This is a genomic window from Pedobacter sp. ok626 (genome assembly GCF_900100435.1).
Taxonomy (GTDB): Bacteria; Bacteroidota; Bacteroidia; order Sphingobacteriales; family Sphingobacteriaceae; genus Pedobacter.
Window position 1 is genome coordinate 297,824 of sequence record NZ_FNEX01000005.1, and the last position, 23,330, is coordinate 321,153.

General features: G+C 39.0%; 21 protein-coding genes. 4 read left to right on the forward strand and 17 right to left on the reverse strand.

What is annotated here, in order from left to right; translation table 11 throughout:
- The first annotated feature begins 19 nt into the window (after nt 1–19).
- Together BLS35_RS09590 and BLS35_RS28050 are read left to right on the forward strand one after the other, a co-directional pair.
- Nucleotides 20–943 carry a DUF5017 domain-containing protein gene (locus tag BLS35_RS09590; RefSeq protein ID WP_090780250.1) on the forward strand — a complete coding sequence of 308 codons (924 nt, stop codon included), beginning with the start codon at nt 20–22 and terminating at the stop codon, nt 941–943.
- Between the two features lie 31 nt (nt 944–974).
- On the forward strand, nt 975–2,738 hold the full coding sequence (locus BLS35_RS28050) for a hypothetical protein (protein WP_207909095.1): 1,764 nt from the start codon (nt 975–977) through the stop codon (nt 2,736–2,738).
- A 61-nt stretch (nt 2,739–2,799) separates the two neighbouring features.
- Here the strand turns inward: BLS35_RS28050 and BLS35_RS09600 are convergent, their stop codons facing one another.
- From BLS35_RS09600 to BLS35_RS09615, 4 genes are all read right to left on the reverse strand, one after another.
- Complete coding sequence (locus BLS35_RS09600; protein WP_090780253.1) at nt 2,800–3,648, reverse strand: prephenate dehydrogenase; 849 nt, start codon at nt 3,646–3,648, stop codon at nt 2,800–2,802.
- 38 nt (nt 3,649–3,686) lie between these two features.
- Nucleotides 3,687–4,832: a pyridoxal phosphate-dependent aminotransferase gene (locus BLS35_RS09605; protein ID WP_090780255.1), complete on the reverse strand. Its 1,146-nt coding sequence runs from the start codon at nt 4,830–4,832 to the stop codon at nt 3,687–3,689.
- Between the two features lie 257 nt (nt 4,833–5,089).
- Nucleotides 5,090–5,647 (reverse strand): helix-turn-helix domain-containing protein, encoded by a 558-nt coding sequence (locus BLS35_RS09610; protein ID WP_090780257.1) that lies wholly within the window; start codon nt 5,645–5,647, stop codon nt 5,090–5,092.
- Nucleotides 5,648–5,658: 11 nt separating this feature from the next.
- Nucleotides 5,659–5,997 (reverse strand): type II toxin-antitoxin system HigB family toxin, encoded by a 339-nt coding sequence (locus BLS35_RS09615; RefSeq protein ID WP_090780259.1) that lies wholly within the window; start codon nt 5,995–5,997, stop codon nt 5,659–5,661.
- A 295-nt stretch (nt 5,998–6,292) separates the two neighbouring features.
- On the opposite strand from BLS35_RS09615, the gene BLS35_RS27720 reads away from it, so the two are divergent.
- Nucleotides 6,293–6,454, forward strand: a complete 162-nt coding sequence (locus BLS35_RS27720) for a hypothetical protein (protein ID WP_165973273.1) — start codon at nt 6,293–6,295, stop codon at nt 6,452–6,454.
- 18 nt (nt 6,455–6,472) lie between these two features.
- On the opposite strand, the gene BLS35_RS09620 is transcribed toward BLS35_RS27720, so the two are convergent.
- Nucleotides 6,473–7,033 (reverse strand): DUF4230 domain-containing protein, encoded by a 561-nt coding sequence (locus tag BLS35_RS09620; RefSeq protein ID WP_090780260.1) that lies wholly within the window; start codon nt 7,031–7,033, stop codon nt 6,473–6,475.
- Between the two features lie 120 nt (nt 7,034–7,153).
- Nucleotides 7,154–8,284 carry a histidine decarboxylase gene (locus BLS35_RS09625; RefSeq protein ID WP_090780263.1) on the reverse strand — a complete coding sequence of 377 codons (1,131 nt, stop codon included), beginning with the start codon at nt 8,282–8,284 and terminating at the stop codon, nt 7,154–7,156.
- A 150-nt stretch (nt 8,285–8,434) separates the two neighbouring features.
- On the opposite strand from BLS35_RS09625, the gene BLS35_RS09630 reads away from it, so the two are divergent.
- The gene (locus BLS35_RS09630) at nt 8,435–8,902 is read left to right on the forward strand and encodes an Lrp/AsnC family transcriptional regulator (protein ID WP_090780265.1); all 468 of its coding nucleotides are present in this window, start codon (nt 8,435–8,437) and stop codon (nt 8,900–8,902) included.
- A 1-nt stretch (nt 8,903) separates the two neighbouring features.
- Here the strand turns inward: BLS35_RS09630 and BLS35_RS09635 are convergent, their stop codons facing one another.
- The 11 genes from BLS35_RS09635 to BLS35_RS09685 form a co-directional block, all read right to left on the reverse strand.
- Entirely contained in the window at nt 8,904–10,064 is a 1,161-nt protein-coding gene (locus tag BLS35_RS09635) for a glycoside hydrolase 100 family protein (RefSeq protein ID WP_090780267.1), read from the reverse strand.
- Between the two features lie 11 nt (nt 10,065–10,075).
- Complete coding sequence (locus BLS35_RS09640; protein WP_090780269.1) at nt 10,076–11,218, reverse strand: glycosyltransferase family 4 protein; 1,143 nt, start codon at nt 11,216–11,218, stop codon at nt 10,076–10,078.
- On the reverse strand, nt 11,215–11,871 hold the full coding sequence (locus tag BLS35_RS09645) for a PIG-L deacetylase family protein (protein WP_165973272.1): 657 nt from the start codon (nt 11,869–11,871) through the stop codon (nt 11,215–11,217). The genes BLS35_RS09640 and BLS35_RS09645 overlap by 4 nt, the downstream gene beginning before the upstream one ends.
- A 177-nt stretch (nt 11,872–12,048) precedes the next feature.
- Nucleotides 12,049–12,585, reverse strand: coding sequence for an SRPBCC family protein (locus BLS35_RS09650; protein ID WP_090780271.1), 537 nt, complete (start codon nt 12,583–12,585; stop codon nt 12,049–12,051).
- Nucleotides 12,586–12,587: 2 nt separating this feature from the next.
- Nucleotides 12,588–13,748, reverse strand: a complete 1,161-nt coding sequence (locus tag BLS35_RS09655) for a TlpA disulfide reductase family protein (RefSeq protein WP_090780274.1) — start codon at nt 13,746–13,748, stop codon at nt 12,588–12,590.
- A 31-nt stretch (nt 13,749–13,779) separates the two neighbouring features.
- Nucleotides 13,780–14,985: a thioredoxin family protein gene (locus BLS35_RS09660; RefSeq protein ID WP_090780275.1), complete on the reverse strand. Its 1,206-nt coding sequence runs from the start codon at nt 14,983–14,985 to the stop codon at nt 13,780–13,782.
- A gap of 2 nt (nt 14,986–14,987) precedes the next feature.
- A complete protein-coding gene (locus BLS35_RS09665) occupies nt 14,988–16,280 on the reverse strand; it encodes a M43 family zinc metalloprotease (RefSeq protein WP_165973271.1) in 1,293 nt (430 codons plus the stop codon).
- Nucleotides 16,281–16,304: 24 nt separating this feature from the next.
- A complete protein-coding gene (locus BLS35_RS09670) occupies nt 16,305–17,828 on the reverse strand; it encodes a RagB/SusD family nutrient uptake outer membrane protein (protein WP_090780279.1) in 1,524 nt (507 codons plus the stop codon).
- Nucleotides 17,829–17,839: 11 nt separating this feature from the next.
- Nucleotides 17,840–21,412, reverse strand: coding sequence for a SusC/RagA family TonB-linked outer membrane protein (locus tag BLS35_RS09675; RefSeq protein WP_090780280.1), 3,573 nt, complete (start codon nt 21,410–21,412; stop codon nt 17,840–17,842).
- 123 nt (nt 21,413–21,535) lie between these two features.
- Nucleotides 21,536–22,645, reverse strand: a complete 1,110-nt coding sequence (locus BLS35_RS09680; protein WP_090780283.1) for a FecR family protein — start codon at nt 22,643–22,645, stop codon at nt 21,536–21,538.
- An 85-nt stretch (nt 22,646–22,730) separates the two neighbouring features.
- Complete coding sequence (locus BLS35_RS09685) at nt 22,731–23,321, reverse strand: RNA polymerase sigma factor (RefSeq protein WP_090780285.1); 591 nt, start codon at nt 23,319–23,321, stop codon at nt 22,731–22,733.
- Nucleotides 23,322–23,330 lie beyond the last annotated feature (9 nt).

Genomic DNA, 23,330 nt, shown 5'->3' on the forward strand with positions numbered 1-23,330 from the left:
AATCTAAAAGAAAACTCTAATGAAAAGATATAATTTATTTCTGGCCATTTTGGTAATGGTCTGTATTTCCTGTACCAAAGATTTAGCTGTAGCGACGCCTGAATTTAATGTAGAGCTGCAAACACTGATGGTAAAGGCTGGTACGGCCGCTGTGTTTAATTTTAAAGGTAATCCGGATATGCTCTCCTTTTATTCTGGAGAAACCGGGCGTAGTTATGAGTTTGCGAATGCCAATAGGAAATTTGAATCGAAAATAACATTACTTTTTGATTCCCAGATTCTGGATGGTAGCCAGGACAACCAGTTTTCAGTACTCGCTTCTTCAGATTTTAACGGCGCCTATGATCTTGATAATATCCATGCTGCAACCTGGATAGATGTAACCAGCCGGTTCCGTTTGGCAAGTCCAGCTGATAATCGGGTACTGGTATCATCCGGAGAATCTCAGGTAACGGATCTGTTTGCGGGAAATAAACCCGTCTACCTTGCATTTAAATATATAACTAAGCCACAAACCCTAAATGGCAGGTATAACTTATGGCGTGTACAAAATATGTTGCTGCAATCGGAGGATGAAATCAATGGAAAAGTTTTGGTAATGAACCAGGCTGGCGGTGCCTGGAAAATGATACAATCCAGCAATTACGAAGCTAACCGAGGTTCCATCATAACCAATAACATCACATTTATGGGCAATGCGACCAACAAAGATGTAGAGACCGAAGCCTGGGCAATCAGTAAATCGGTTAGTGCGGTGACCAAAACGGATCTTGGTCCAGACCGTCCTACTTCTATTAAAACGCTGTCAGACCCCACTTTAAAGAACTACAGCTATGTCTATACAAAACAAGGCACCTATACAGCAACTTTTGTAGGTATAAATGCCAATCTCAATCAAACAAAAAAAGAAATTAAACAAGTACCAATTGTGGTTAGCCCTTAGTAAGGAGGCTGCGGTTATCAAAAATAAATACATGAAACGACATCAATTTATTCCATATATACTGGTTTTCCTATTGTACCTGATTTCTGGTGCTGTATATGGGCAAAGCCAGGTCCTGGCTTTTAAATTTACCAGTGCGGACAATGGCAAACAGCTTAGTAATACCTCAACCTCTACTCATGCTAACTTGGAAATCTCTACCTTAAGCAGGGGGGCAGGGGCCTCAGGGATCCATGCTACAGCCGGATCTGGTAGGTCTATGGTTGCTAATCTTTCGGTTAGTGCTACAAAGGCCGAGGCGATCAGTTCAGGAGCTTATTACGAATTTTTTATAAAAGCTAAATCTGGACATTTTGTTTCCCTGACCGAATTAAATGTAACGTTAAGGAGGCAAACCGAATCTGCTTATATTTATCGATGGAAGTATAGTATAGACGGGGGGACTACTTTTAAGGAATTAGGTACTGGTGATATTTCCATTCTCGATAATAATAATGAGGGAGTACAGCAGCCTGTTATTCAGCTTTCGGATTATAGTGATTTAAAAAATGTGCCATCCTCCACTACCATTATTTTCCGGATTTATGCCTGGGGTGGTGTAAATACGTCAAGTACGACCACTACAGCATTTGGTATTGGTAAATCGAGTTCTGCTGGAAGCAATGCTATTTCTGTTAAAGGATTTTTGAGTGATGTCGAAATTCCCGGAAAAGTATTGGGACATCGTGCAGCGTCGAGCCAGATCTATCTTGGTTCTCCGAGTATATGTATCCTGCCAAATGGTAATTATATCGCTGCATCCGACTTCTTCGGTCCTAATCCGGAAGCGAGAGTGGATGGTAAATCGGTTACGAGGATTTATCAGTCGACGGATGCAGGGGAGAGTTGGACAGTCCTTACCGATATAGTAGGGCAGTTTATGTCTAACCTCTTTGTGCATCAAAATAGCCTTTATATTTTGGGGCCAGCTGGTAATGAAGGCAATCTAATCATCAGAAAGTCTACCGATGGTGGTCTGAACTGGACATTGCCAACAGATAGTACGAATGGTGTATTAAAGACTGGTCGGTATCACACGGCACCTACTCCAGTAGTACAGCATAATGGCAGGCTTTGGCGAGCCATGGAAGATGCAGAGGGAGCTATACAGACCTGGCCGAAAAAATTCAGAGCCTTTATGTTGTCTGTACCTGAAAATGCCGATTTGTTGGTTGCGGCAAATTGGACAAGCAGTAATACTATGCCATACGATTCTACTTACTTAGGTGGGTATTTTTATGGATGGTTAGAGGGGAACGCAGTTATAGGGCCGGGCGGTAATATGTTAAATGTGATCAGAGTACATACTTTCGACAAGTTAAGAGAAAGAGTAGCGTTGATTAATGTCGATAGTACCGGTACTACAGCTACATTTAGTCCTACAACTGGATTTAAGGATTTTCCAGGTGGAGGGAAGAAATTTACGATACGTTATGACAGTATTTCTAATAAATACTGGACGCTTTCCAATTACGTACCGGAGATTTATCGTGGAGTTATTCCATTGGATCGGGTTCGCAATACGCTTGCGCTGTGCTCTTCAACAGATTTGCTAAGCTGGACTGTAGAATCTACGGTACTGCAGCATCCAGATACGCTTAAACATGGTTTTCAGTACGTAGACTGGCAATTTGCTGGGGAAGATATTATAGCTGTATGCAGAACCGCTTACGATGATGGTTTGGGGGGAGCAAACAGTTACCATAACAACAACCTGTTTACTTTCCATAGAATAAAAAAATATAGAAATCCTTGATGGTAAATAAAAATGCTTGTTGCTGATCTTATGAATCACATAAAATCAGCAACTCATTTAATTATTCTTCCCGGTCTAGGACATGCTTGATTTTGTTCGCATTCTCCATCAATTCCGTAAGATAAGCCCAGTTCTCTTTTTCAATACAGGATTTGAATTTCCTGAGTTGGGTAATGTGTTCATTTAGTACATCGAGCACATTTTCTTTATTCTGTTTAAATATGGGCATCCACATCGCAGGGCTACTTTTTGCCAGCCTTACTGTACTTTCGAAACCCGCACTGGCCAGTTCAAATATGGCATTTTCTTCTTTCTCTTTTTCCAGTACGGTATTGGCTAAAGCAAAGGAGGTAATATGGGAGATATGACTGACATAGGCCACATGGACATCATGATCTTTTCCTTCCATATAGACATTGTACATGCCTAATAAAGTATATAATTGTTCTACTGTTGTTAATGCATCCTTATCGCTTTCTGTAGCATTACAGATCACATTCGCGCGACCATCGAAGGCATCTTCGGTTGCAGCTTCCGGTCCACTGAATTCTGTACCCCACATTGGGTGTGTGGCAATGTATCTGCCTCTTTTGGCATGTCCTTTTACTGCATCCAATAAGGACATTTTAGTGGAACCTGTATCCAATACGATCTGGTGTTTTATTTGATCCAGTACCAAGGGTAATAGTGTTGCACATGCACTTACAGGGGCGCTTAGTATAATGAGGTCGCTATTAGCTATTGCGCTATTGAGGTCGGTTATTTCATCTACAATCCCAAGTTCCAATGCCTTCTGCGTATGTGCCTCTTGGTTGTCCACACCAAATACTTTTGTGGCAAAGCCTTTTTGCTTTAACACCAAAGCCATGGAACCACCAATAAGTCCGAGGCCGACTACTGCTATCTTCATTGTTTAAATATAATTATTAATGTAAGCGTTCTTTTATGTTATTTACTAATTCGACTTATTGCCTGTTCAAACCTCGAGAGATCGCCGCAGAGACTGATTCTAATGTATCGATTGCCTTGGCTTCCGAATATGCCTCCTGGGGTCAGGAAGACGTTTGATCCATAAAGGATTTCGTCGCTAAGGGCATAGGCATCTTTATAATGATCTGGAATTTTTGCCCAGACAAATAAACCAACTTGTTCAAGCGAATAGCTGCAACCCAGGATATCGAGTATACGGTAAACCTGCGCTCTTCTTTCAGCATAAATACTATTGATGTGACTGTACCATTCAGGGCCTAGACTTAAGGCCTTTGCTGCCGCCATTTGTAGGGGCTGGAACATCCCACTGTCCATATTACTCTTGAACCTTAGTACTTCTTCAATCCGTTCTTTGGCTCCGCAAAGCATGCCTATTCGCCAGCCGGCCATATTGTGCGATTTACTTAGAGAATTCAGTTCCAGAACTACTTCTTTAGCTCCAGGTGCTTTCAAAAGACTTACTGGATTGTCATTTAAGATAAAGCTATAAGGATTATCATGCACCAATAGGATCTGATTCTCCTTTGCAAAGCGTATTAGGTTTTCAAACAAACCTGGGGCCATTTGCTGACCTGTGGGCATATGTGGGTAATTGACGAACATCAGTTTTACCTTGCTCAGATCCATTGCTGCCAATGCTTCGAAATCAGGATACCAGTTTAGTTCCTCCTTTAAAAGGTAGCTTACCGGTTTGCCGCCTGCCAGTTTAACGGCACTGCTGTAAGTGGGATAGCCCGGGTCAGGGATCAATGCTTCATCGCCTTCATTCAGGTAGGTCATGCAGATATGCATGATACCTTCTTTGGAACCCATTAATGGTAATACTTCAGTGTCAGGATCCAGAACTACCTGGTACCAGCGTTGATACCAATCTGCAAAAGCTTGTCGCAATGCCGGTATACCTTTATAGCCTTGATAACCGTGAACTCCTGGTTTCGCGGCTTCTTCTTGTAAGGTCTTGATCACATCAGGATGAGGTGGAAGATCCGGACTGCCAATACCTAGGTTAATGATGTTTTTGCCTTCTTTATTTAGGGAATCAATCTCCCTCAGTTTTTGGGAGAAGTAGTATTCACTAATCCCATCGAGTCTTTTTGCAGTCATGGTTGAAAATTTATCAAGGTGTGTGGTCTTCCTAATACCATAATAACACTCATGATACGTTAATTTTGGTTTGTTTATTGGTTTGATGAAATCAAATATAAAAAACCTTTTGAATTGTCACATCTATCAAGACCTTTGATCAAAAAAATATTATCTTTTGGTCATGTCACTGGAGGTATATTATCTGCCGTATCAAATTATTGGAGACCATCTTCGATATTTGGAGCCATGGGGTGAAAAGGTGTAGGGGGCAAAGCTTATACTTCGACTAAATCTTCTATTTTTATTTGAAGTTTAGGATTATTCAGTTTAACCACGGCATTTTTTACCTTGATGATGGTTTGAGCATTTAGGGTTGTTGGCACGAGTTGTTCCATGCTTATGCCTAAAAGTTTGTGAATAAGAATCAGATCATTTAGGGTAAAAGGATTTATTCCATTAATAAGTTCGGATATATAAGTCTCACTGGTATGACCTAAAATAATTCCCAACTGTTTTTGGGTAAGCCCCTTCTCTTTAAGTTTGGCTTTGATGGATTGTTTGCGGGATAGGTTAAACTTATTTTCACATTCAGCAATTTGTTCCGCCAAATCACTTTCCTCAACTTGTTGTTCTGTGATTTCAGCATTAACCCAATGCTTATCCTCATAAGCTACTAGTATGTCACGTAGTCGATCTCTTTCTTTAGTTAATTCTGGGTGTTCTTTAATGAGTACTCTTAGCTTGCGGTCGATGATTGAGGCTCTTTCAAAATCAAGCTCTGAGCTAAGAAAACCTTTTTTTAGTATTTTTTTTAAACCAATTTGTATATCCATCTTTATATGTTTTAAATCCAACAGTTATCACTCAAATACTTCTTAACTGTATTTTTTGTGTTTTTAAAAATCCTTTCGTAATCATCATGCGTGCCCGCCCATACAACGGTAGCTTCATTATCATTCAATTGAATTAAGACTAGCGTACGATGCACATTAATATCAAAAAAATAAAAACCATCTGTATGTATCTGGTCGGCATCCGGCCTATCAGTTTTTATTTCTTCTTTAGTTTTCCAATTTTTCTTTTCAATAGTTAAAATCAGTTGGTCTATGGCTTTGCATAATTTTAGATTTCCTTGATTTTTTAACTTTAGTTTCAGCAATACTTCCTTTCGAGTAAGCCTCATATCTATAAACAAATATAAGTATAAACTTCGGAATTAATCCGAATTATCATTACTTTATCAATATTTGAATGGTAGCTGATGGTTTGGTAATCATGAGTTTGGTTGGCTTGCATAATTATTGTCATATAAAATTAATAGATGCAAGTCTATACCATTAGATGGTTTCGTTGGTTAGAATTTAGCTATTTTATTTAATCCTTTATGATTTTAATTGCGTCGAATTCGACGTAATTAAAAACTTGGTTATAGATTATCTCCCTGGGGTTAACGCGTTTTTGATTAAATTGCACCCATTATGACAGAAAACGAATTTTTAGTGTACTGCCAAGGTCAGGTTTCTGGCCCCTTAAAAGACGAGGATATTGTGCTGATGTTAACAGCCTGGGGAAGTATTAAATATACCCAGGGTTACAATCGCGCGTTAGAAGATAATGAGGGAGTAAAGGAAGATAAATAGTTAGCTCCCTAAATAACACTATTCAAAAGATAAGCTCATTTTGCTGTAACCCAAACCGGTTAGAATAGGCTTTAGAATATTTAAAGCATTTACGCGGGTTTGTTGGAGTATGTCGGACTTACGAACTTCCTCATCGATTTGTTTTTCTGCACTTTTATAGGCCTCATCAACCAAGTCAGCCTCTCTGAAAAAGGCCATTTTTGTATCATAAACCTTTGATGATTTATGGTCTATCTTTATGTAGCAAATCTCGGGCTGAGGTAGTTTTAAAACAGCCGAATCACCATAAACTTGGATATGTTCTGCTTTAACCTTGGCCAGGTCAATGCAACCAACAACATCAGCTTTGATGATCAACAATACACTTGCATCTGGCAAAAATGGAGTTTTGTTTTTATGCTCTAACACATCGCTGATGCGGTATTTCACCAATTCCAGTTTTCCCATTGATTCTACCCGCTCCACTAAAAGCTGATGATTACTTTCTACTGTAGTTTTTAAGGTGAATTTTGTTGCCACAAACCAGCCAATAAATACGAGAACAGCCAGAATTGCTAATACTTTTAATATTTTAACCATGTTTTAAGCTAACCAATTTACAGGCCAAATCTCTTGTGTTGCAAAAATAATACTTTCAAAATATTCGAAGCGAATAAAGAAACCACCATCTCTAATCTCTCAGAAATGGCGGTTAAGCATTTATACGAGTACTTTTTCTGCTGATAGGTATAATGCGTAATCTGCGAAGAATTCATCAAACTTCGCTCTGCTAATTCCAGGCATGCAGATCACATGACTCATACCATCTTCGGTAGCAAGCTGCCATTTTACCTTTAAAGGTAACGAAGGCGCTGGGAATACTACCGTTAAAGCAGATGGATTGCACCAGGCATTAACACCCATTTCTCTGAATCGGTTTAGTACATATTGCGCAGTCTCCAGACTTTCAATTGCACGTTGTTTTAAACCTTCGATACCTAATTTTTTAATGGCATACCACATGAAAATTGGACTATGGCCATTTCTGCTTCCAGTAATTGTGGTATCTACGGTGCCGATATATGGTATAGCTTTACCAATACGTTCCTTATAATTTTTCTTCACCAAAACTACACCACAAGGTATAGGCGAGCCGATAAACTTGTGTCCGCTGATCGCTAAACTATCGCAACCATGTGCGAAATCAAAACCAGGTTCAAGATTTAACAAAGCACTGTAAGTTCCAGCTAGTGCCGCATCACAATGAATGTAATGGTTCTTTACAGCTAAAGAGGCCAGTGTTTGTTTGATACGGCTTAAATCGTCTTTTGCCTCAGTCATCGTAGTACCAATATTGGCTAAAATAATGACAGGCTTATCGCGGTTCATCTGCACCATTTGACGCAGATCCTCATAATCCATTTCACCATTTTCCTGTTTACGGATCACGATGCTCTGGCAATTTAGCAATTGAATGTTTTTTTGTACACTGTAATGGGTGGCCTCCGAATAGTAAACTATGCCGTTTGGATAAAGTTCTCTAGCTACATAAAGACCATAAAGGTTTCCTTCCGAACCACCATTGGTTACATATCCCCACCAATTGTCGGCCGGTGCATGAAATAGATCCGCAAAAAAACTAAGTACTTCTTGCTCAAGAGATCTAGAGTTTAGGTCGTAAGTTGATTCTACCTGAGGATCACCAACATTATTTAAAGGAAGCTTTAATAATGGGTAAAGCTCAGAATAGTCAAAATCCTGCGCTATAGGGTAGCCTATAAAATATTCCGCACGCTCTTTGGCCTTTTCCATATAGGCCATTAATCTTTCATTATCAGGTTTTTTTAACATTGTTCTTTATGATTTGGTATTGCAAAATTGATGAATTGTAGATTAATTATCTATTGATAAGAAAAAATCAGGAAATATATCTTTTTATGGATGCTTTATCAGATCAAATAACTTATTTTGTCGTTTAAAACTTCATTTAAAGGAAATACTATGGCCACTGCATTAGACCTGATGGACACTAAAATCTTAAATCTCCTGCAAAGAGATTCCTCCCTGCATGTAAAAGAGATTGCAGCAAGGATAGGATTGAGCCAATCGCCAACCTATGAGCGTATTAAAAAACTAGAAAATGAGGGCTTTATAGATAAGTATGTTGCCTTGGTAAACCGGGAGAAGCTAGGCAAGCATTTGATGGTAATTTGTACCGTTACGCTTAAAGAACAATCAATTGCTGCTTTAAAGGAATTTGAGCAGTCTATCATTAAATTTAAAGAGGTGTTAGAAGTGATGTGTATTGCCGGAAGTAGTGATTACATCCTAAAAATAGCTGTCGAAGATGTGAACACATACCATACGTTCGTAATTGAGCAAATATCATCTATTGCGAATATCTCTAACCTGAGTAGCAATTTTGTACTCAAAGAACTTAAAAAAGATACCGCGATAGAGATAGGCTAAATCAGTAGATAAAAAATGGAGTGGTATTTTCTTCTACACATTTAGCCGCATATAAGTAAAGTGCTGCGGACCAGGTTTGCCAGTCTTGTCCCATTGGCTCTCCGGTTTGGGCTTTATACCATTCATTAAAGCCATATTCCAATTCTTTGTTATTGGATTTTTTGATCAGGTCAGTAAGCACGAAAAGCTTCTCTTTTGCCAGATGATGCTTGCCGGCCGCTACCAAAGCTGCAATGTGGAGTCCAGAAATGAAAGGCCATATCCCACCATTGTGATAGTCTCCAGGATTGTTATATATTTCATAACGTGAAATCCAGTCCGCATCACCAGGCAAAATAAAGGGAAAGAAATTAGGGGAGAGGGGAAGGGCTAAATCGCCGATATCACTCATTAGACTACATTGTTCTTCTATCCAGGAGACCATGTGTTCTGCTCTGGTTCTTGAGGTAAGACCAGACAAGATGGCTATACTGTTTCCTAAAAGATCGAACCTTTCGCTGCTGTATATTTTGTAAGACCATAATGCATAGTAGGGTTTACGCTTTACCACCATCCCTTCGTGACGATGATGTGGATTAACCCCTTCGGTAATGGTAAAATGCTCCATAGCGATTTTTAGTTTATGTGCACGTTCGTGATAGCCCAACATGCTTAGATAAGCGAATGCTGTTGCGTTTACAAAAAGGCCGAAACCAAGTACCCATTGCTCATCACGCCAGTCGCTGGTTGGTTGCTGTGCAATTAGATAATCATCACTCGGACTTTGGTATTCCATCCAGGTTAATGCCTTTTGAACTTCGACTTCCAGGAAATCTCTTTCTCCGGTATATTTCCTGAAAATACCTACTGCCAGTAAAAATAATGGTGTTGTATCACTTGCACCACGGTTTTCAGGATCATGTACCATTGATGGAATATGGCCTCTTAAGGACTGGTTTTTCGATAATGTTTCCAGTGTTTTTCTGATGGATGCCGTTAATTGCGCATTGTCCGAAACCGCTATTCCAAATATAGATAGCATCAGGTCCCTTGTATAAGGTTCGGGATATCCCCAGCCTGCTGTTCGTGGAAGACCATGATATGGTCCTTTTGAATTGTGAAGCAGCACTGCTAAAGCTGCGTCTTTTGCCTTTTCTATTTCCTGCCATTTTTTTGCGTTCATGATCAAAAGAATTAATATATGTCTAGTCTTTTATTTATGATTTCTATGAAGCGTTTTGCAACCATCCGGTAATCGAAATGACTTAAAACTCTTTGTCTGCCCGCTTCTCCCATTTGTTTTCGCAGGCCTGGATGGGTCATCAATTTGATCAGACTCTCTCTAATGTCATTCACGTTAGCACGGTAATCTACTGTCCTTGGTTCATCAAAAACTATCCGTCTGGTTTCTTCAAAACCAGATTCTATCCCAAGGGTGACTTCATTAGCCAGTATTTTTTGATTTACGCCAGCCATAAAAGCTGTTTCTCCATCTACCAGTGTGTCTAACATGCCCATTGCATTAATCCCAATTACGGGTTTAGCACATGACCCGGCTTCAACCTGAAGCATTCCAAAGCCTTCCAGACGGGAGGGAGCTGCGTAGATGTCGCAAGCACCTAAAAGAAAAGGCACAAAATCTCTGGATATAATACTAGTAGGGAAGGAGACATTTTTACCGATTCCGAGTTGTTCGGCAAGCTCCATATCTAAGCGGTTTTGAATGATCGTTCTTGGTTGCGGCCATACCTTGCAAACGTATTTCCAATCTACTAATGGGAATTCCATTGAGGCGAGTGCTTCCATTACTTCTCTTCCGCCTTTAGAGGCAGCGTCTCCACCAATAGTTAGGATCATTAGCTGCTCAGGATCTATCCCTAAGGCTTCTCGCACAGCCAGTACTTTTGGATGGTTTTTAGGATAGGGTTTAAAATTATCGGTGTCACAGCCCACAGGGAGTACTTCTATATTTTCTCCTTTAATACCATCCCGAACATACATTTCTTTTACCCAATTAGAGGTAACCAAAATCAGGGGTAGTTTATTTAAAACATCCTGATAATTGGCAATATATCCATCAGCTACAAGCCATGGGACACCTTTTATGCCATGTTGATGTGGATGGAGCACAAGTTGCGGAGTATGCCCCCAGTAGCCTGTTCCGACAACAATATCAGGTTTAAACCATTTGTAGTACCATTCTTTCTCTAGCATAGAATCTACATGAGCAGCATGGGCATCTACACCATTTGCCAATAAACCTTTGTATAGCAGGTCGCCTTGTGTAGCCAATCCACCAGGAGTTGGCGGATAATCATATAATACAAGAACTTTCATGACGTTTGGCCCCTTTCCAGCCATTTCAAGGCATCTTCTTTATGGCTCAATTTCCAAAAGGCCTCAGCTTTAGGCGTCGATTGGGCCTCCCAGCTATCTTGTTCAAAACCATATACATTTGTTACTAATTCGTATTTTAAATTCCAGAGGTAGTTAGGCAGATCAAAATAAAGGCCGGTTGTTTTTAGAGCTCTTGGGAAATACATTCTGTTGCCATCTTCGTAAGCAAATACCCAGATTTCCTTGCTGGATAATTTACCTTCATACCATAGACTCAAGACCGTCGTTCCAATTTCTTCATGGCGCAAATGTCTGGTGTACTCGCCAGTAGGATTATGAGTGATGATCAGGTCGTAATTTATATTTGGGAGTAGTTCGAACAGTACTCGTGTGATTTCTTGTTTATCCTGTGGAATTTGTCTTGGGCCATCATCTAAATCGCCCATAGCCCCCTTTGAGTCGAAAACTGTTAAGGCCTTGTGGAATTTTGGTGCCCTGTCTGGATCAGATTTTCTGCACAGACAAGCGATAAAACACTGCCATTCTTGGTGGGCTAGTAAGGTTCCGCCGGCCCATAAAACTTCATCGTCAGGATGTGCCACAATAACGGCTACCTTTTTTGTTTTTTTCTTATGGATCGCTTCAGGCTTCATGATATCAATCTTTAGGTTACAGCGTAACATTGCTAGATGGATATAACATGATAAAGCGCGTTAAGTTTGAACGATATGCTTTTCGATTTTTAATGCTCGAAAACACAAAAGGGAAATCGTTATGATTTCCCTTTTGTGGATATGATGGGGATGATCAGCCCCTAATTAAATTGCGGATTAATTCATGCGAGCCGCAGGAATAGACTTTTTTGTCATCTTATCCAAGCCCACAGCATAGCTGTCGAATTCTGCCGTTAATTGTGCAATTAAAGCTTTTTTGGCTTGTTCATTACCATTGATTTTGGCTCTCCATATCACAGCCGTTTTGCTCTCCTTGGCTTTGATAAATATGGCATATTCTGCCGATTTAATTCCTTTAGGTAAGCTGGTGTCAGAAAAACTTATGGCAATCAATTTATTGTGTGCCTCACTCTGAGTGATATTTTCTTCACGACTAGCGCCATTTGAAAAGACAATTTTTCTGGATACGGGCATATTAGGATTTGTAGCCTCTATAGCGGCTACATAACCATTTGATGCTTTTTTAAGCAGCTCATTGTTATTAAAAACATCCCAAACATTATCCATTTCCATATCGATGAGCACGTCTTTTTCTACGTCCCATTTAACTTTTGTTGCTGCAGCCATTTGAGCATTAGCTTTGATGGTCGATAAACCCGTTAGCAGCAATAATGATAATATGATCTTCTTCATAATTACATTCCAAATATTTTTTTCATGGCTTTATCTAGTGACTCTCCACGAACATTTTTCTCTACAATTTTTCCTTCTTTATCTACAACAACAAGGTAAGGGATACCACTGAATAGGTAAGATGCCATTACTGGTTTAGACTCTACTGCATTGATCTGTGGCCATGTCATTCTCTCTTCAGTCATTGCTTTTTTCCAGTCAGCAGGTTTTGCGTCAACTGATACAGATAAAATCTCCAAACCTTTATCTTTGTATTTTTTGTAAACTTCTTTCAAGTGAGGAATTTCCTGGCGACAAGGACCGCACCATGATGCCCAGAAATCGATAATGAGGTATTTGCCTTTAAAATCTTTAGGACTCATTTTTTTACCGTTTATATCTGGGAAAGAAAAGTCAGGTGCTTTTTGACCATCAGCAATTTTAGCAGTTTGCGCCATGTTGTCAAGAATTTCCTGTTTCTTTTGTTTAGCTTGGGTTAACCAAGGGTATTTCTTTGTCAAGTTATCTAATGTTGACATTAACAATTCACCATCTCTTTTCCAGCTTATACTATTCAAAGCGTAAAGAACCGCAGGCTGGTCTTTGTATTTATTGATGATGTATTTGGTACGGATATTTGCCTCTTTATTGATACGGTCGAAACCATCCTTCATATAATTAATCCAAAGTGTGTCTTTAGAAAGGCCTGCTCTGTATTGCTCCTGACCAACAGCAATCATCTGCTGATAGTTAAGGTAGTTGACAAGGTTCATATCATTGATCAGGTCATTATCGGCTGAAGTGTTTTCCATATAGATGTATGGAGGATTTTTGATCTTCATTTTAGCGGTATCAATACCCCTTACATTCACATGGATATTGTCTTTATCTGCCCAGAAATCAATGCGATCCATATAATATACGCGAACCTGGTAAAAGTCCGGTTTATCTGCAGGTACTTTAAAAGAGAAATTGTTGTTGGCATCAACTTTAGTACTATCGATAGCTTTGAAAGCTCTTTTAAAACCTTCTCCTTCATATTTACCCAGGTAGATAGGGTATTTGTTTTCTGTATCCGGAAACTTAACTGTCCCGGTAAAAGTTACAGTTTTTCCTTTTTGGGCAAAGCTACTGCTTACCATTAACAACGCGGCAATTGCCAGTGTTAAACCTTTTTTAATCATGGTGTTTTGTATTATGTATTTAAGTTAATTTTTAATCTTTCATCATTGGAGGCGTCATCTGTCCTTTTTGGGAAGCTTCTTTCCTCAGGTCTTGTGCTTTAGTCGCCATTACTTCCGCCTCAGCAGTTTTACCTTGTTTTTTTAGTGTTCTTTTTCTCAGGTCGGCCAATTGGATGCTGGCAAATAGATTTGGGTTGTTACGCTCTATCTGATCTGCCCAGCTTAAGGCGTGTTTATAATATTGTGCAGGAGCTGCGGTTACTAAATCATTGGCCGCACCAATTACAAAATTTATTTTGTTTTTAAAATCAGCATCAGCTTGAATAGCCTCTACATTTGCTATAAACTTATCCCATTTGTTTGCAGCTGCAAATTCAATAAGATCCAGCTGAGCAAGCATTGGTTTTGAATAATCAGTTCCATTGCTTAACAACTTCCTTATAGCCGTAGCTTTTTCACTGGCTTCCTTTAGATCAGTTTTTTTCTCATAAGCTCTTTTAATTGAATAGACAGACATGTTCATCGTACGTTGGAAGTACATGTTTACTTTTTCTACACCATGTTTTTTCTCCAGTTCAGCTTTGTTTACATATAAATAAGCAAAGGATTGAGCTGCAGGGTTGTTCAGATATTTTAAGATTATATTCCAATTTTTATCTTCCATTAAAGAAGCTTTTGGCAATCCGTCAAAATATACTTTTGCCACGGCACCCATCTTATCCGATTCGTAAGCTTTCTCCAAGGCTTCCATGTAAGCTACAGCGGTAGCTTCAGAATGGTCACCACCATTGAATTTCTTTGCCAGTCCAAATGCAGTGCTTTCTGGGTTTAAAGCTTTTTTCGCTTCCTCCATAAATTCAGAAGCAGACATACTACCTACAATTTTGTGTACCACTTCTCCGTCACCATTAACAAACAGGTAAGTAGGGTAAGCGCTTACTCCGTATTTGTCTTTTAATGCTGGGCCTTCACCTTTTTCCATATCGTACTTCACATTCAGGAAAGTTTGGTTAAACAGATCGGCTACGTTGTCTTTGGTAAAAACATCTTTTGCCATCATTTTGCACGGGCCGCACCATGAGGTGTAAGCATCAAAAAAGATAATCTTTTTCTCCTTTTTTGCGGTGGCCAGCTGAGTTTTCCAGTCGGCTTCTTTAAAAGATATCTCGCGGTTTTGAGCAGTTGCCCCGGTTATCATACCGAGGCTTAGTGCTAATGTCAATAGTCCGTTTTTCATAATTATTGTGTTTTAGAATTCATCCGTCCAGGACATCTTAATAATACTGATCGCATTCTATTCACCTGATCGAGTGTGAGGGAATTGTGACTACTTGGATTGCGGTTATCGTCCATTGCATTCTCAAGAAAAAACTTTTCCCCATTTATTGCTGTTTGAATGGTAGTTGTAATATCTTGATTAGTAGAGTTGTATTCGGGAGTGTCTTGACAGAAATCTGAGTAAAGGCGGGCGGTCGTAAATGCGGGTGAATATAAACCGTAAAAGATTCCTATAATATTAAAAATTTCTATTCTACGTTCAAAACCAGGTCTAAATACTGTGTATGGCATTAAAACTGTTGTTGATTGCGCCTGCGTAGTCGTTACAAAATCGTCCTCATTTGCTGCAATACCCGTAATCCCAGGGATTGATACTTCGCCTAAACCTGGAGCTAACTGTTTTGGTGGGGACAATGTCCCTAAAAAGGTACCAGAACCAAATGGAAGTAAATGGATATTTAAGTATGATTTAGGATTCCAAATGTACTTAGCTACGTTAGCTGGCGTTTTATTGATGAAACCGGTAAAATCAGCTGGATTAATTGCAAGTACCAAAGGATTGTTTTTAACCTCATCACTGTAAACAATCCTGTCATAACCTGGGTATTGCAAGGTTTGTCCGGCCACATTTTTAGTAGCCAATCTAAACACGATGTTCGCAGTAGCACCATTTGGCGCATTACCTACTTTATTGTTAATGATGTCATTCATAATTTTCACCCCATTCACTATATCCGAATAATTTGTAGGTTGAAAAGAAGAAGGGTCATAGGCTACATTAGTAGGGTTTAATTCCCATACATGGAAGATCACATCAACATATAACGTTGGTAAAACTGGGGGAGTAGCTCTAATGGTTACTTCCTTTACAGGCGATTTGATATTACCCACCTGTGCATAGAACTTGAGTTTGGATCCTGCAACTGCAGTTGAAGTATTATAGGTAAATCCAACTTCTTTGTTGCTTGTTTGCTCATAGATTTTAACCGTTCCAGCGGGTAGCTTTCTATAATCAAACAATTGACTGGCTGTAGTGCCATCAGCATTCTTAATCGTTTTATTGGTTTCTACAATAAATTTTAAGGTAGCTTTACCATCTGCGATTAGCATGTCACTGCCTGTATAAAAGTTTATAGCGCTTACATCCTCAGCACTAACCTCTACCATTTTATAATCAAATTCACTCTGTTTGCAGCCAGAAAAACATGCTGCAGTGCCTATGATTGCACTTATAATAAATTTTTTAATATTCATCTTCGTTGTCATTTGAAATAAAAATTAGTATTCAATTAATGTCCAACCTGGGTTCGGAACCATGTTATTATTTTGCTGTATTTCTACCAAAGGGATCGGTAGGGCATAACGATAGTCATTTGGTGGAACCGTAATGTTATATTGTTTGTTGAAAAATTTGATGTTTCTTGTTATGGTTTTATTGGCATATCGCTTTAAATCCAACCAACGTTTATCGGTATCACCAAAGAGCTCTCTTCTTCTTTCATTGATGATTTCTGTTAATAAGGCTGCGCCACTTAAGCCAGTAAAATTTCCCGCATTTCTAAAAGCACGGAACTTATTTAAGGTAATTAACGCATCTCCCTCAGCACCTAATCGGTATTGCGCTTCCATCAACATCAAATAAGCTTCTTCAGGTTTAAACATAACCGTTTGCCCTGATTTATCACTTCCACTTGTTGTACCGTCAGAAGGCCAGACCGCACTTAAGGTCTTTCCGGCGGCTCCAGCCGCGCTAAAATAATTTGCTACCCGAATATCCGTGCTGGTAAATAAAGCGGCAAAGTCTGCATTTAATGGGATGTTCATTGGGCCAAAGCCTATATATTGATAGCCACTTCCATAAAGACTTAGTACATCAGCATTCGAAAAACTGTTCTGCTGAACGATGACAGGATAATTTGGGTCTTTTCCGCCATAGGCATTGATGCGCGCCGCCGCTGTAGTAGGAATTAATGCATCTACTGCTTCCAATGCTGCAAGGCTATATGTTTTAACATTCGCATAATCACTAGCTTCTTTAGCTGGAGATTCAGCCTTATACCAATATACCTGAGCCAGTAAATGATTGATAAAGCGTTTATTGTACAAAGCGTTAAATCCGACAGCCGGACTGGTGCGGTTCACCATTTCTAATGCTTTATTTAGGTCTTCTAAGATTATTTTATATGAATTGACATGGGTTTCACGCTTTGGTTTGATACCCAATACACCTTCTCCAGTATGCAAATAAATTGGAATTCCCATATCTGCGTTATTGTATATGCCGTAATATTGTAACAGCTTAAACAAAGAGTAGGCGCGGTTGGTATACATTTCGCCAAGTAATTGATCCTGATCTGTATTACTTACATCTTTTATGGTGCCAAGTTGATCTATTAAACTGTTTAAAAAGCCAACAATGTCATAATGGTGCGACCAAAGCATCGTTGAAGTAGCTTGCTGGTTCCATAATAGTATATCGGCATAGCTGCTTTCCGTAGTTTTGATTAGATTAGTAGATGTTAAACCTAAATATGTCGGAAGTGCATTTTCAAAGTCGATATCATCTGAATAAGCTCCAAACATTACTGTTGCAGGCGTTGGACATGCTGGGATTATCTGACCATATAAGGGTTTAATTTTTGGGGTAATAACTCCACGTAATTGGGAAGCCAGAAGGGATTTTACATCTGTAACCGTAATTACAGCGCGTTGATTTTTTGCGGGAAGATCCAGGAATTTCTTACAACCTGTAAATAGTCCAAAAATCAGGATCAAATATGTAATAACTATTTTATGTTTCATGATTTCCAATTTTAAAATCCAACAGTTAATGAAAGGGTATAAGCTTTAGTGTTTGGATACCCAAAAGTGGTTTGAGTTTCCGGATCAGTACCACTATAGTCACTTACCATAAATAAATTGTTTGCCACCAATGTAGCCTTTAGTGTTTTAAGTGCTGTTTGTTTTAAAATGCTTTTTGGCGCTCTCCAGGAGAATGACATTTCATTACATTTTAAATAATTTCCCTTTTCAAGGTCAGTAGAAATCAAATATTGTGTATAACTCGATGAGCTGTTCTTGTAGCCTGGGATATTGGTGATGTCACCGGCTTGGGTCCATCTGTTCAGATTTTCTTTAAGTCTGTTGGTTCTGCTCGCAGTAATGTCATCAGGATTGAGGGTTGGTCCTTCACGTCTGTCTCTGAAACCCAAAATCTGGTTACCTGTAGCCAATACAAAAGTAGAAGCAAACTCAAGAGACTTATAGACTAAACGGGTACTAAAACCACCATAAAGTTCCGGATCTCTATGCCCTAAATAGGAGGCCACATAATCTGATTGAAGTACAGCAGTCGAAGTTTTACTTAAATCTACCAGTTCTTCTCTATAAGAGGTTACCACTTCAGTACCTACCAGTTCTGTTTTTTTCTTTTGGGCATAAACCATTACACTTCCGGTAGTTGGATCAACATTGGCAAACTTATAGCCAAACCATCCATTTACCGGATAACCCTGGATATTTGCGGTTGTTGAACTGGCTAGGTTTGGAACAGTTTTGTTATAAACGTTATCCAAATTATTTTTAACCTGTGTAATGTTTCCACTTACTTCCCAAAGTAAATCTTTGGTTTTAATGGCTTCAAATCTGGCTGAAATCTCAAAGCCTTTATTACTCATTGAGCCAATGTTTACAATTGCTGACGATCTGCCTACAGAAGGAGGGGTGATGCTATTGTCTAATAAATCTTTCACCTTTTCATTAAAGTACCTGAATTCGGTATTGATTCTTCCGTTAAACAAAGAAACTTCAGCGCCTAAATTGGTTTCTTGTTTCTTCTCCCATTTAATCACAGGATTTCCGTAAGCAAAGGCATTTGCTACAGCAATGTTATTGTAAACATCCGTGCCTAAAGTATAAGTATGGAAAGGTAATACACTTCTATTGATACTTCCGCGATAGCCAAATCCAGCTGAAAGTACGAGACGACTGATCACCGAATTGTATTTTTCAAAGAAGCTTTCATTGTGTGCATTCCATTTAACCCCGGCAGACCAAAGCGGGGCGAATTGATTAGCTGAACCAACAATATCCACTCCATCATACCTTAGGTTTCCATTAAATACATAACGATCATTATACGAATAGACTAATGAACCAATATAAGATGCATTTCTATTTTCACGGGTCGATGTGCCACCTAATCTGGAAAGAATAAGATTTTGGAATCTGTTATCAGGAACTAAGTCCCAACTTGGATAACCAGCAATACCATACTCTTGTAAATAAATTGGATTAAAATGATTGAACCTGTCGTTAGTTACGCCACCAAATTCAAAAGCTGTAAATGCTTGAACAAAATGATTTGCTATCCGTTTTGAGTATTCAAGTGTGTTTCGAACGGTGTAATCCATGGTACGTCCGGTCGATTCTTCCAGAAAACCACGGTTATAGTCTGGCAAAACATTGCCAGCTGCAGAAGATTTATTTAGCCAGTTATTAACCCAGGATCTGTAGGTTCCTGCATAGGATTCGTCTTTATCATGTACACTGGTGTAGGATCCAGCTACGTTTCCGGTGTATTTAAATCCTCTTAAAAAGCTGTATTCAAGTGCGAATTGTCCACGTACATTACCATAGTTATTGGTCAACCTATTCTCTTTCAATTCCCGGATCATATTAAAATTAGAATAATACAATGAAGGTGCACTTCCTACAGTAACGGGAATTTCTCTATAAGACATGTCGGAAGCATAAGAGCCATCTTCATTATATGGTTTCTCGTAGGGATTGGCAAATATTGCGTACTTGAATGGGTCAATACCAGTCTGTCCCTGAATACCTGGCACAGTTGCCCGGCCTTCAACATTTTTCTTAAAGGTGGAGTACAGGTTCAGGTTAACCAATAATTTATTAGTAATAAACCTGGAAAGCTTCATATTAAAACCAGCGGTTTGAAACTGATTCTCGATCAAACTACCTTGTGAGTTCTGATAGTTAACTGAGGTAAAATAGGTAGTTTTTGTATTTCCACCACTCATGCTAATGTTGTGCGATTGGCTGAAAGCATTTCTATACAATTCATCAATCCAATTAGTATTGGTTTGACCAAGCTGCGCGATTTGTCGTTCTGCCTCTGCAGATGTCATAGAGCCATTCTCAACCAGGTTTAACAACTGACCAACACGACCACTTCGCTCGTAAGACATGTGGTAATTGTTATATAAATCGCGTTCGAAACCAATCTTTTCCTGACTGTTCATGAAATTGAACTTATTTGCAGGCTTTTCAGTGATACCAAATTTACCGGAGTAATTGATATAATCGCTACCTGCTTTACCTGTTTTTGTCGTAATGACAATTACCCCATTTGCAGCTCTGGATCCATAGATCGCAGCGGCAGTGGCATCTTTAAGAATGGTGATTGTTTCTATGTTTTCTGGCGGGATGTTTCCGATACCATTTGAAATCAGTGAATTCATACCACCGGAAACTTCACCTTCTTGCAAAGGCATTCCATCAAGCACATATAATGGCTCAACGTTACCCGTAAGTGTATTTACCCCTCTGATGATAATTTGTCCGGTTTCTCCTGGACGACCAGTTACACTTCTCACGTAAACGCCTGGAAGCTTTCCTGCCAGGGCTTTATCGAATGTGGTTATTCCAGAATTCTCTAGATCCTTTGCTGTAGCAACCGCAACAGAACCAACAGCGACATTTTTGCTTAGGTGCTGTAAACCAGTACTTATAATCACAGCCTCTTCCAGACGGGTTAAACCTTCAGAAAGGATGATTGTAATTGGCTTTTTTAAGCTATTAATGGCAACTCTTTTGGAATTATAACCGACATAAGAGATCAACAAGACCGCATCTGTAGGAACTGATGCCAATCTAAATTTTCCTTGGCTATCTGTTTTGGTAAATAATTCGCTTTGCATCACTTTAATCGTCGCACCAGGAATAGGGTGCCCTAGAGTATCGGTTACTTTCCCTTCTACAGTGATATTTACCGCCGCCTTTTCGCGTTCATTTTCTCTTAGGATAACGGTTTTGTCTACAAGAGAAAAGGTAAATGGTTGGTCTTTAAAACACTGTTTTAAAACATCAATCAGATCGATATTTTTAACATTTATAGTCACAGGTTTTGCTTTCTTTAATAGGTCTAGCTTGTAAATAAAATCGAAACCGCTTTGTTGACGAATGTCATTTATAACCATATCAAGAGAGGCGTTCTTTTTATTGATTGTTATTTTTTGTGCAAAGCTAGAGGCACTGACTTGCATTACGGTTGCTATTAATAAAACGGTGGTTAGTCGCATAATGAGCAGGAGTTTATGGATATAGCCCGAAGGTATACCCGGTTTTTTGGTATATATTTTATACATTTGATTTGGTTATAAAGTTGATACTGTTGTAGAAAATATTGTTGACTAAATGCCAATCATTGGCCAGGAGTGTTTGCAGCACCTCTGGCTTTTTAGCATTTTAGCCTTTTGATGTTTAGGTAGCTATTTCGTCACGATTATCCTCCTTCCTTCAATTTTGAAATGAACATCTCCGGTTTTTTCTATAATATTTAATAGGGCAGAAAGGGTTTTTTCCCTAGAAATTTTCGCTATAAATGGATCTGATGCTGGTTTTACTTCATAGATCACGTCAACATCGTACCATCTGGATACCTTATTCATTATGCTCTCCAGACTCTCATTGAAATTAAAATACCCATTTTTCCAGGCCACAACCTCTTCAAGGTCTACTTTGCTATTAATGGAAATGGTATTACCTGAAATAATTGATTGTTGACCAGGAATAAGCTTTTTACCGGTTTTCCCTAATGAATTGACTACATAAATACTTCCTTCTAATAGCGTTGTTTTTATGCTTGCTTCATCTTCATAGGCATTGATGTTAAAATGTGTACCTAATACTTTTATATCCTGTCCGGCATTTTTAACAATAAAAGGATGTTTTTTATCCTTCGCTACTTCAAAATAGCCTTCACCGATTAGCTCAACTTTACGTTCAGCTGTATTGGCAAATGTTGAAGGGAATTTTAAACTACTGGCAGCATTGAGCCATACTTTTGTACCATCTGCCAATTGGATTTGGTAAGTACCACCTCGGGGTGTACTCACAGTTGTGAATTCATTCTCCTTGCTGTTCGGTACCGAAGCGAGAGAAGTATTGTCATTATATCTTAAATCTGCACCAATAATTACTCCAGTTTTGGCATTGCTCAATTGTATCGTCTTACCGTTACTTAGTGTAAGGGTCGCCTTATTGGTCCCAGGGGCAATGTCGTTTTGATGTGCGAGTTGAATACTAGGTTCTACGATCTCCTGGCGAGAGGTATAAAGCCAGACACCCATTGAAAGCAAAGCCATAGCTGCAATGGCAACAGAAATGCGTGGCCAAAGTCTGATTCTCTTAGTATTTATGGTTTTGGAAATGGTATCCCACATTTCAATGTGGTTTTGTGGATAGTTCGGATCTTCTTCTTCCGATTCAGTTTTTTCAGTTTCGCGCAATAACCAGTATTGCACTAATGCTTCCTCCTCCTCATTAACTTTACCCTGTAAATATTTATCTAAAAGACTTGTCGCTTTTTTGGTATTCATGCTATTTCTGTGTGGCTTTTGTTTGCCGATTTATAAGTATTACCCACAGACTTCAAAAAGTAGTAGAAAAAAAATAAAATAATTTTTAACGACGTGTTAGGGCGAGAAGAATAAGCCCCGTATGTCCATACTTATCTACATTGCCGCGAATGATCTTGAGTGCATTACTTACTTGTTTTCTGACTGTATTCTCGGCAATACCAAGCTGTGCAGCAATATCTTTGTAAGATAAGTCTCTTTGGCGACTGAGTTCAAAGATGACTCTCATTTTTCCGGGAAGTTGACTAATTTCCTTTTCAATAAGGCTGTAAAGCATTTCAATATCATAATCAGGTCCCTGTTCTTCAATGATTTCATGCTGAAATTGGGCCAGGGAATTTAGATAGTCGCTTTTAAGGCGACCTTTTCTTATGAACTTTAATACGTTGTTTTGGGCAGCTATATATAAATAACCTGCTAAACTACTTTCCGTCCTGATGTTTTGGCACTTGTTCCAAATTGTAATAAAAAGATCTTGAACTACATCTTTGGATGCCTCTCGATCGCGGAGCATTTGGTTTACCTGATAAAATACTTTGGGAGCATGTCTGTCATAAATTTCATTGAAAGCCTTTTGATCACCTTTTTTAAGGAGATCCAGCAACTGTTGATCAGTAAATGCGCTGTAGGTTTCCATGATTATTAT

Excerpts from the sequence above, each read along its gene's own strand:
- BLS35_RS09590 (WP_090780250.1), top strand. The coding sequence starts at position 20 with ATGAAAAGATATAATTTATTTCTGGCCATTTTGGTAATGGTCTGTATT.
- BLS35_RS28050 (WP_207909095.1), top strand. The coding sequence starts at position 975 with ATGAAACGACATCAATTTATTCCATATATACTGGTTTTCCTATTGTAC.
- BLS35_RS09600 (WP_090780253.1), bottom strand. The coding sequence starts at position 3,648 with ATGAAGATAGCAGTAGTCGGCCTCGGACTTATTGGTGGTTCCATGGCT.
- BLS35_RS09605 (WP_090780255.1), bottom strand. The coding sequence starts at position 4,832 with ATGACTGCAAAAAGACTCGATGGGATTAGTGAATACTACTTCTCCCAA.
- BLS35_RS09610 (WP_090780257.1), bottom strand. The coding sequence starts at position 5,647 with ATGGATATACAAATTGGTTTAAAAAAAATACTAAAAAAAGGTTTTCTT.
- BLS35_RS09615 (WP_090780259.1), bottom strand. The coding sequence starts at position 5,997 with ATGAGGCTTACTCGAAAGGAAGTATTGCTGAAACTAAAGTTAAAAAAT.
- BLS35_RS27720 (WP_165973273.1), top strand. The coding sequence starts at position 6,293 with ATGACAGAAAACGAATTTTTAGTGTACTGCCAAGGTCAGGTTTCTGGC.
- BLS35_RS09620 (WP_090780260.1), bottom strand. The coding sequence starts at position 7,033 with ATGGTTAAAATATTAAAAGTATTAGCAATTCTGGCTGTTCTCGTATTT.
- BLS35_RS09625 (WP_090780263.1), bottom strand. The coding sequence starts at position 8,284 with ATGTTAAAAAAACCTGATAATGAAAGATTAATGGCCTATATGGAAAAG.
- BLS35_RS09630 (WP_090780265.1), top strand. The coding sequence starts at position 8,435 with ATGGCCACTGCATTAGACCTGATGGACACTAAAATCTTAAATCTCCTG.
- BLS35_RS09635 (WP_090780267.1), bottom strand. The coding sequence starts at position 10,064 with ATGAACGCAAAAAAATGGCAGGAAATAGAAAAGGCAAAAGACGCAGCT.
- BLS35_RS09640 (WP_090780269.1), bottom strand. The coding sequence starts at position 11,218 with ATGAAAGTTCTTGTATTATATGATTATCCGCCAACTCCTGGTGGATTG.
- BLS35_RS09645 (WP_165973272.1), bottom strand. The coding sequence starts at position 11,871 with ATGAAGCCTGAAGCGATCCATAAGAAAAAAACAAAAAAGGTAGCCGTT.
- BLS35_RS09650 (WP_090780271.1), bottom strand. The coding sequence starts at position 12,585 with ATGAAGAAGATCATATTATCATTATTGCTGCTAACGGGTTTATCGACC.
- BLS35_RS09655 (WP_090780274.1), bottom strand. The coding sequence starts at position 13,748 with ATGATTAAAAAAGGTTTAACACTGGCAATTGCCGCGTTGTTAATGGTA.
- BLS35_RS09660 (WP_090780275.1), bottom strand. The coding sequence starts at position 14,985 with ATGAAAAACGGACTATTGACATTAGCACTAAGCCTCGGTATGATAACC.
- BLS35_RS09665 (WP_165973271.1), bottom strand. The coding sequence starts at position 16,280 with ATGAATATTAAAAAATTTATTATAAGTGCAATCATAGGCACTGCAGCA.
- BLS35_RS09670 (WP_090780279.1), bottom strand. The coding sequence starts at position 17,828 with ATGAAACATAAAATAGTTATTACATATTTGATCCTGATTTTTGGACTA.
- BLS35_RS09675 (WP_090780280.1), bottom strand. The coding sequence starts at position 21,412 with ATGTATAAAATATATACCAAAAAACCGGGTATACCTTCGGGCTATATC.
- BLS35_RS09680 (WP_090780283.1), bottom strand. The coding sequence starts at position 22,645 with ATGAATACCAAAAAAGCGACAAGTCTTTTAGATAAATATTTACAGGGT.
- BLS35_RS09685 (WP_090780285.1), bottom strand. The coding sequence starts at position 23,321 with ATGGAAACCTACAGCGCATTTACTGATCAACAGTTGCTGGATCTCCTT.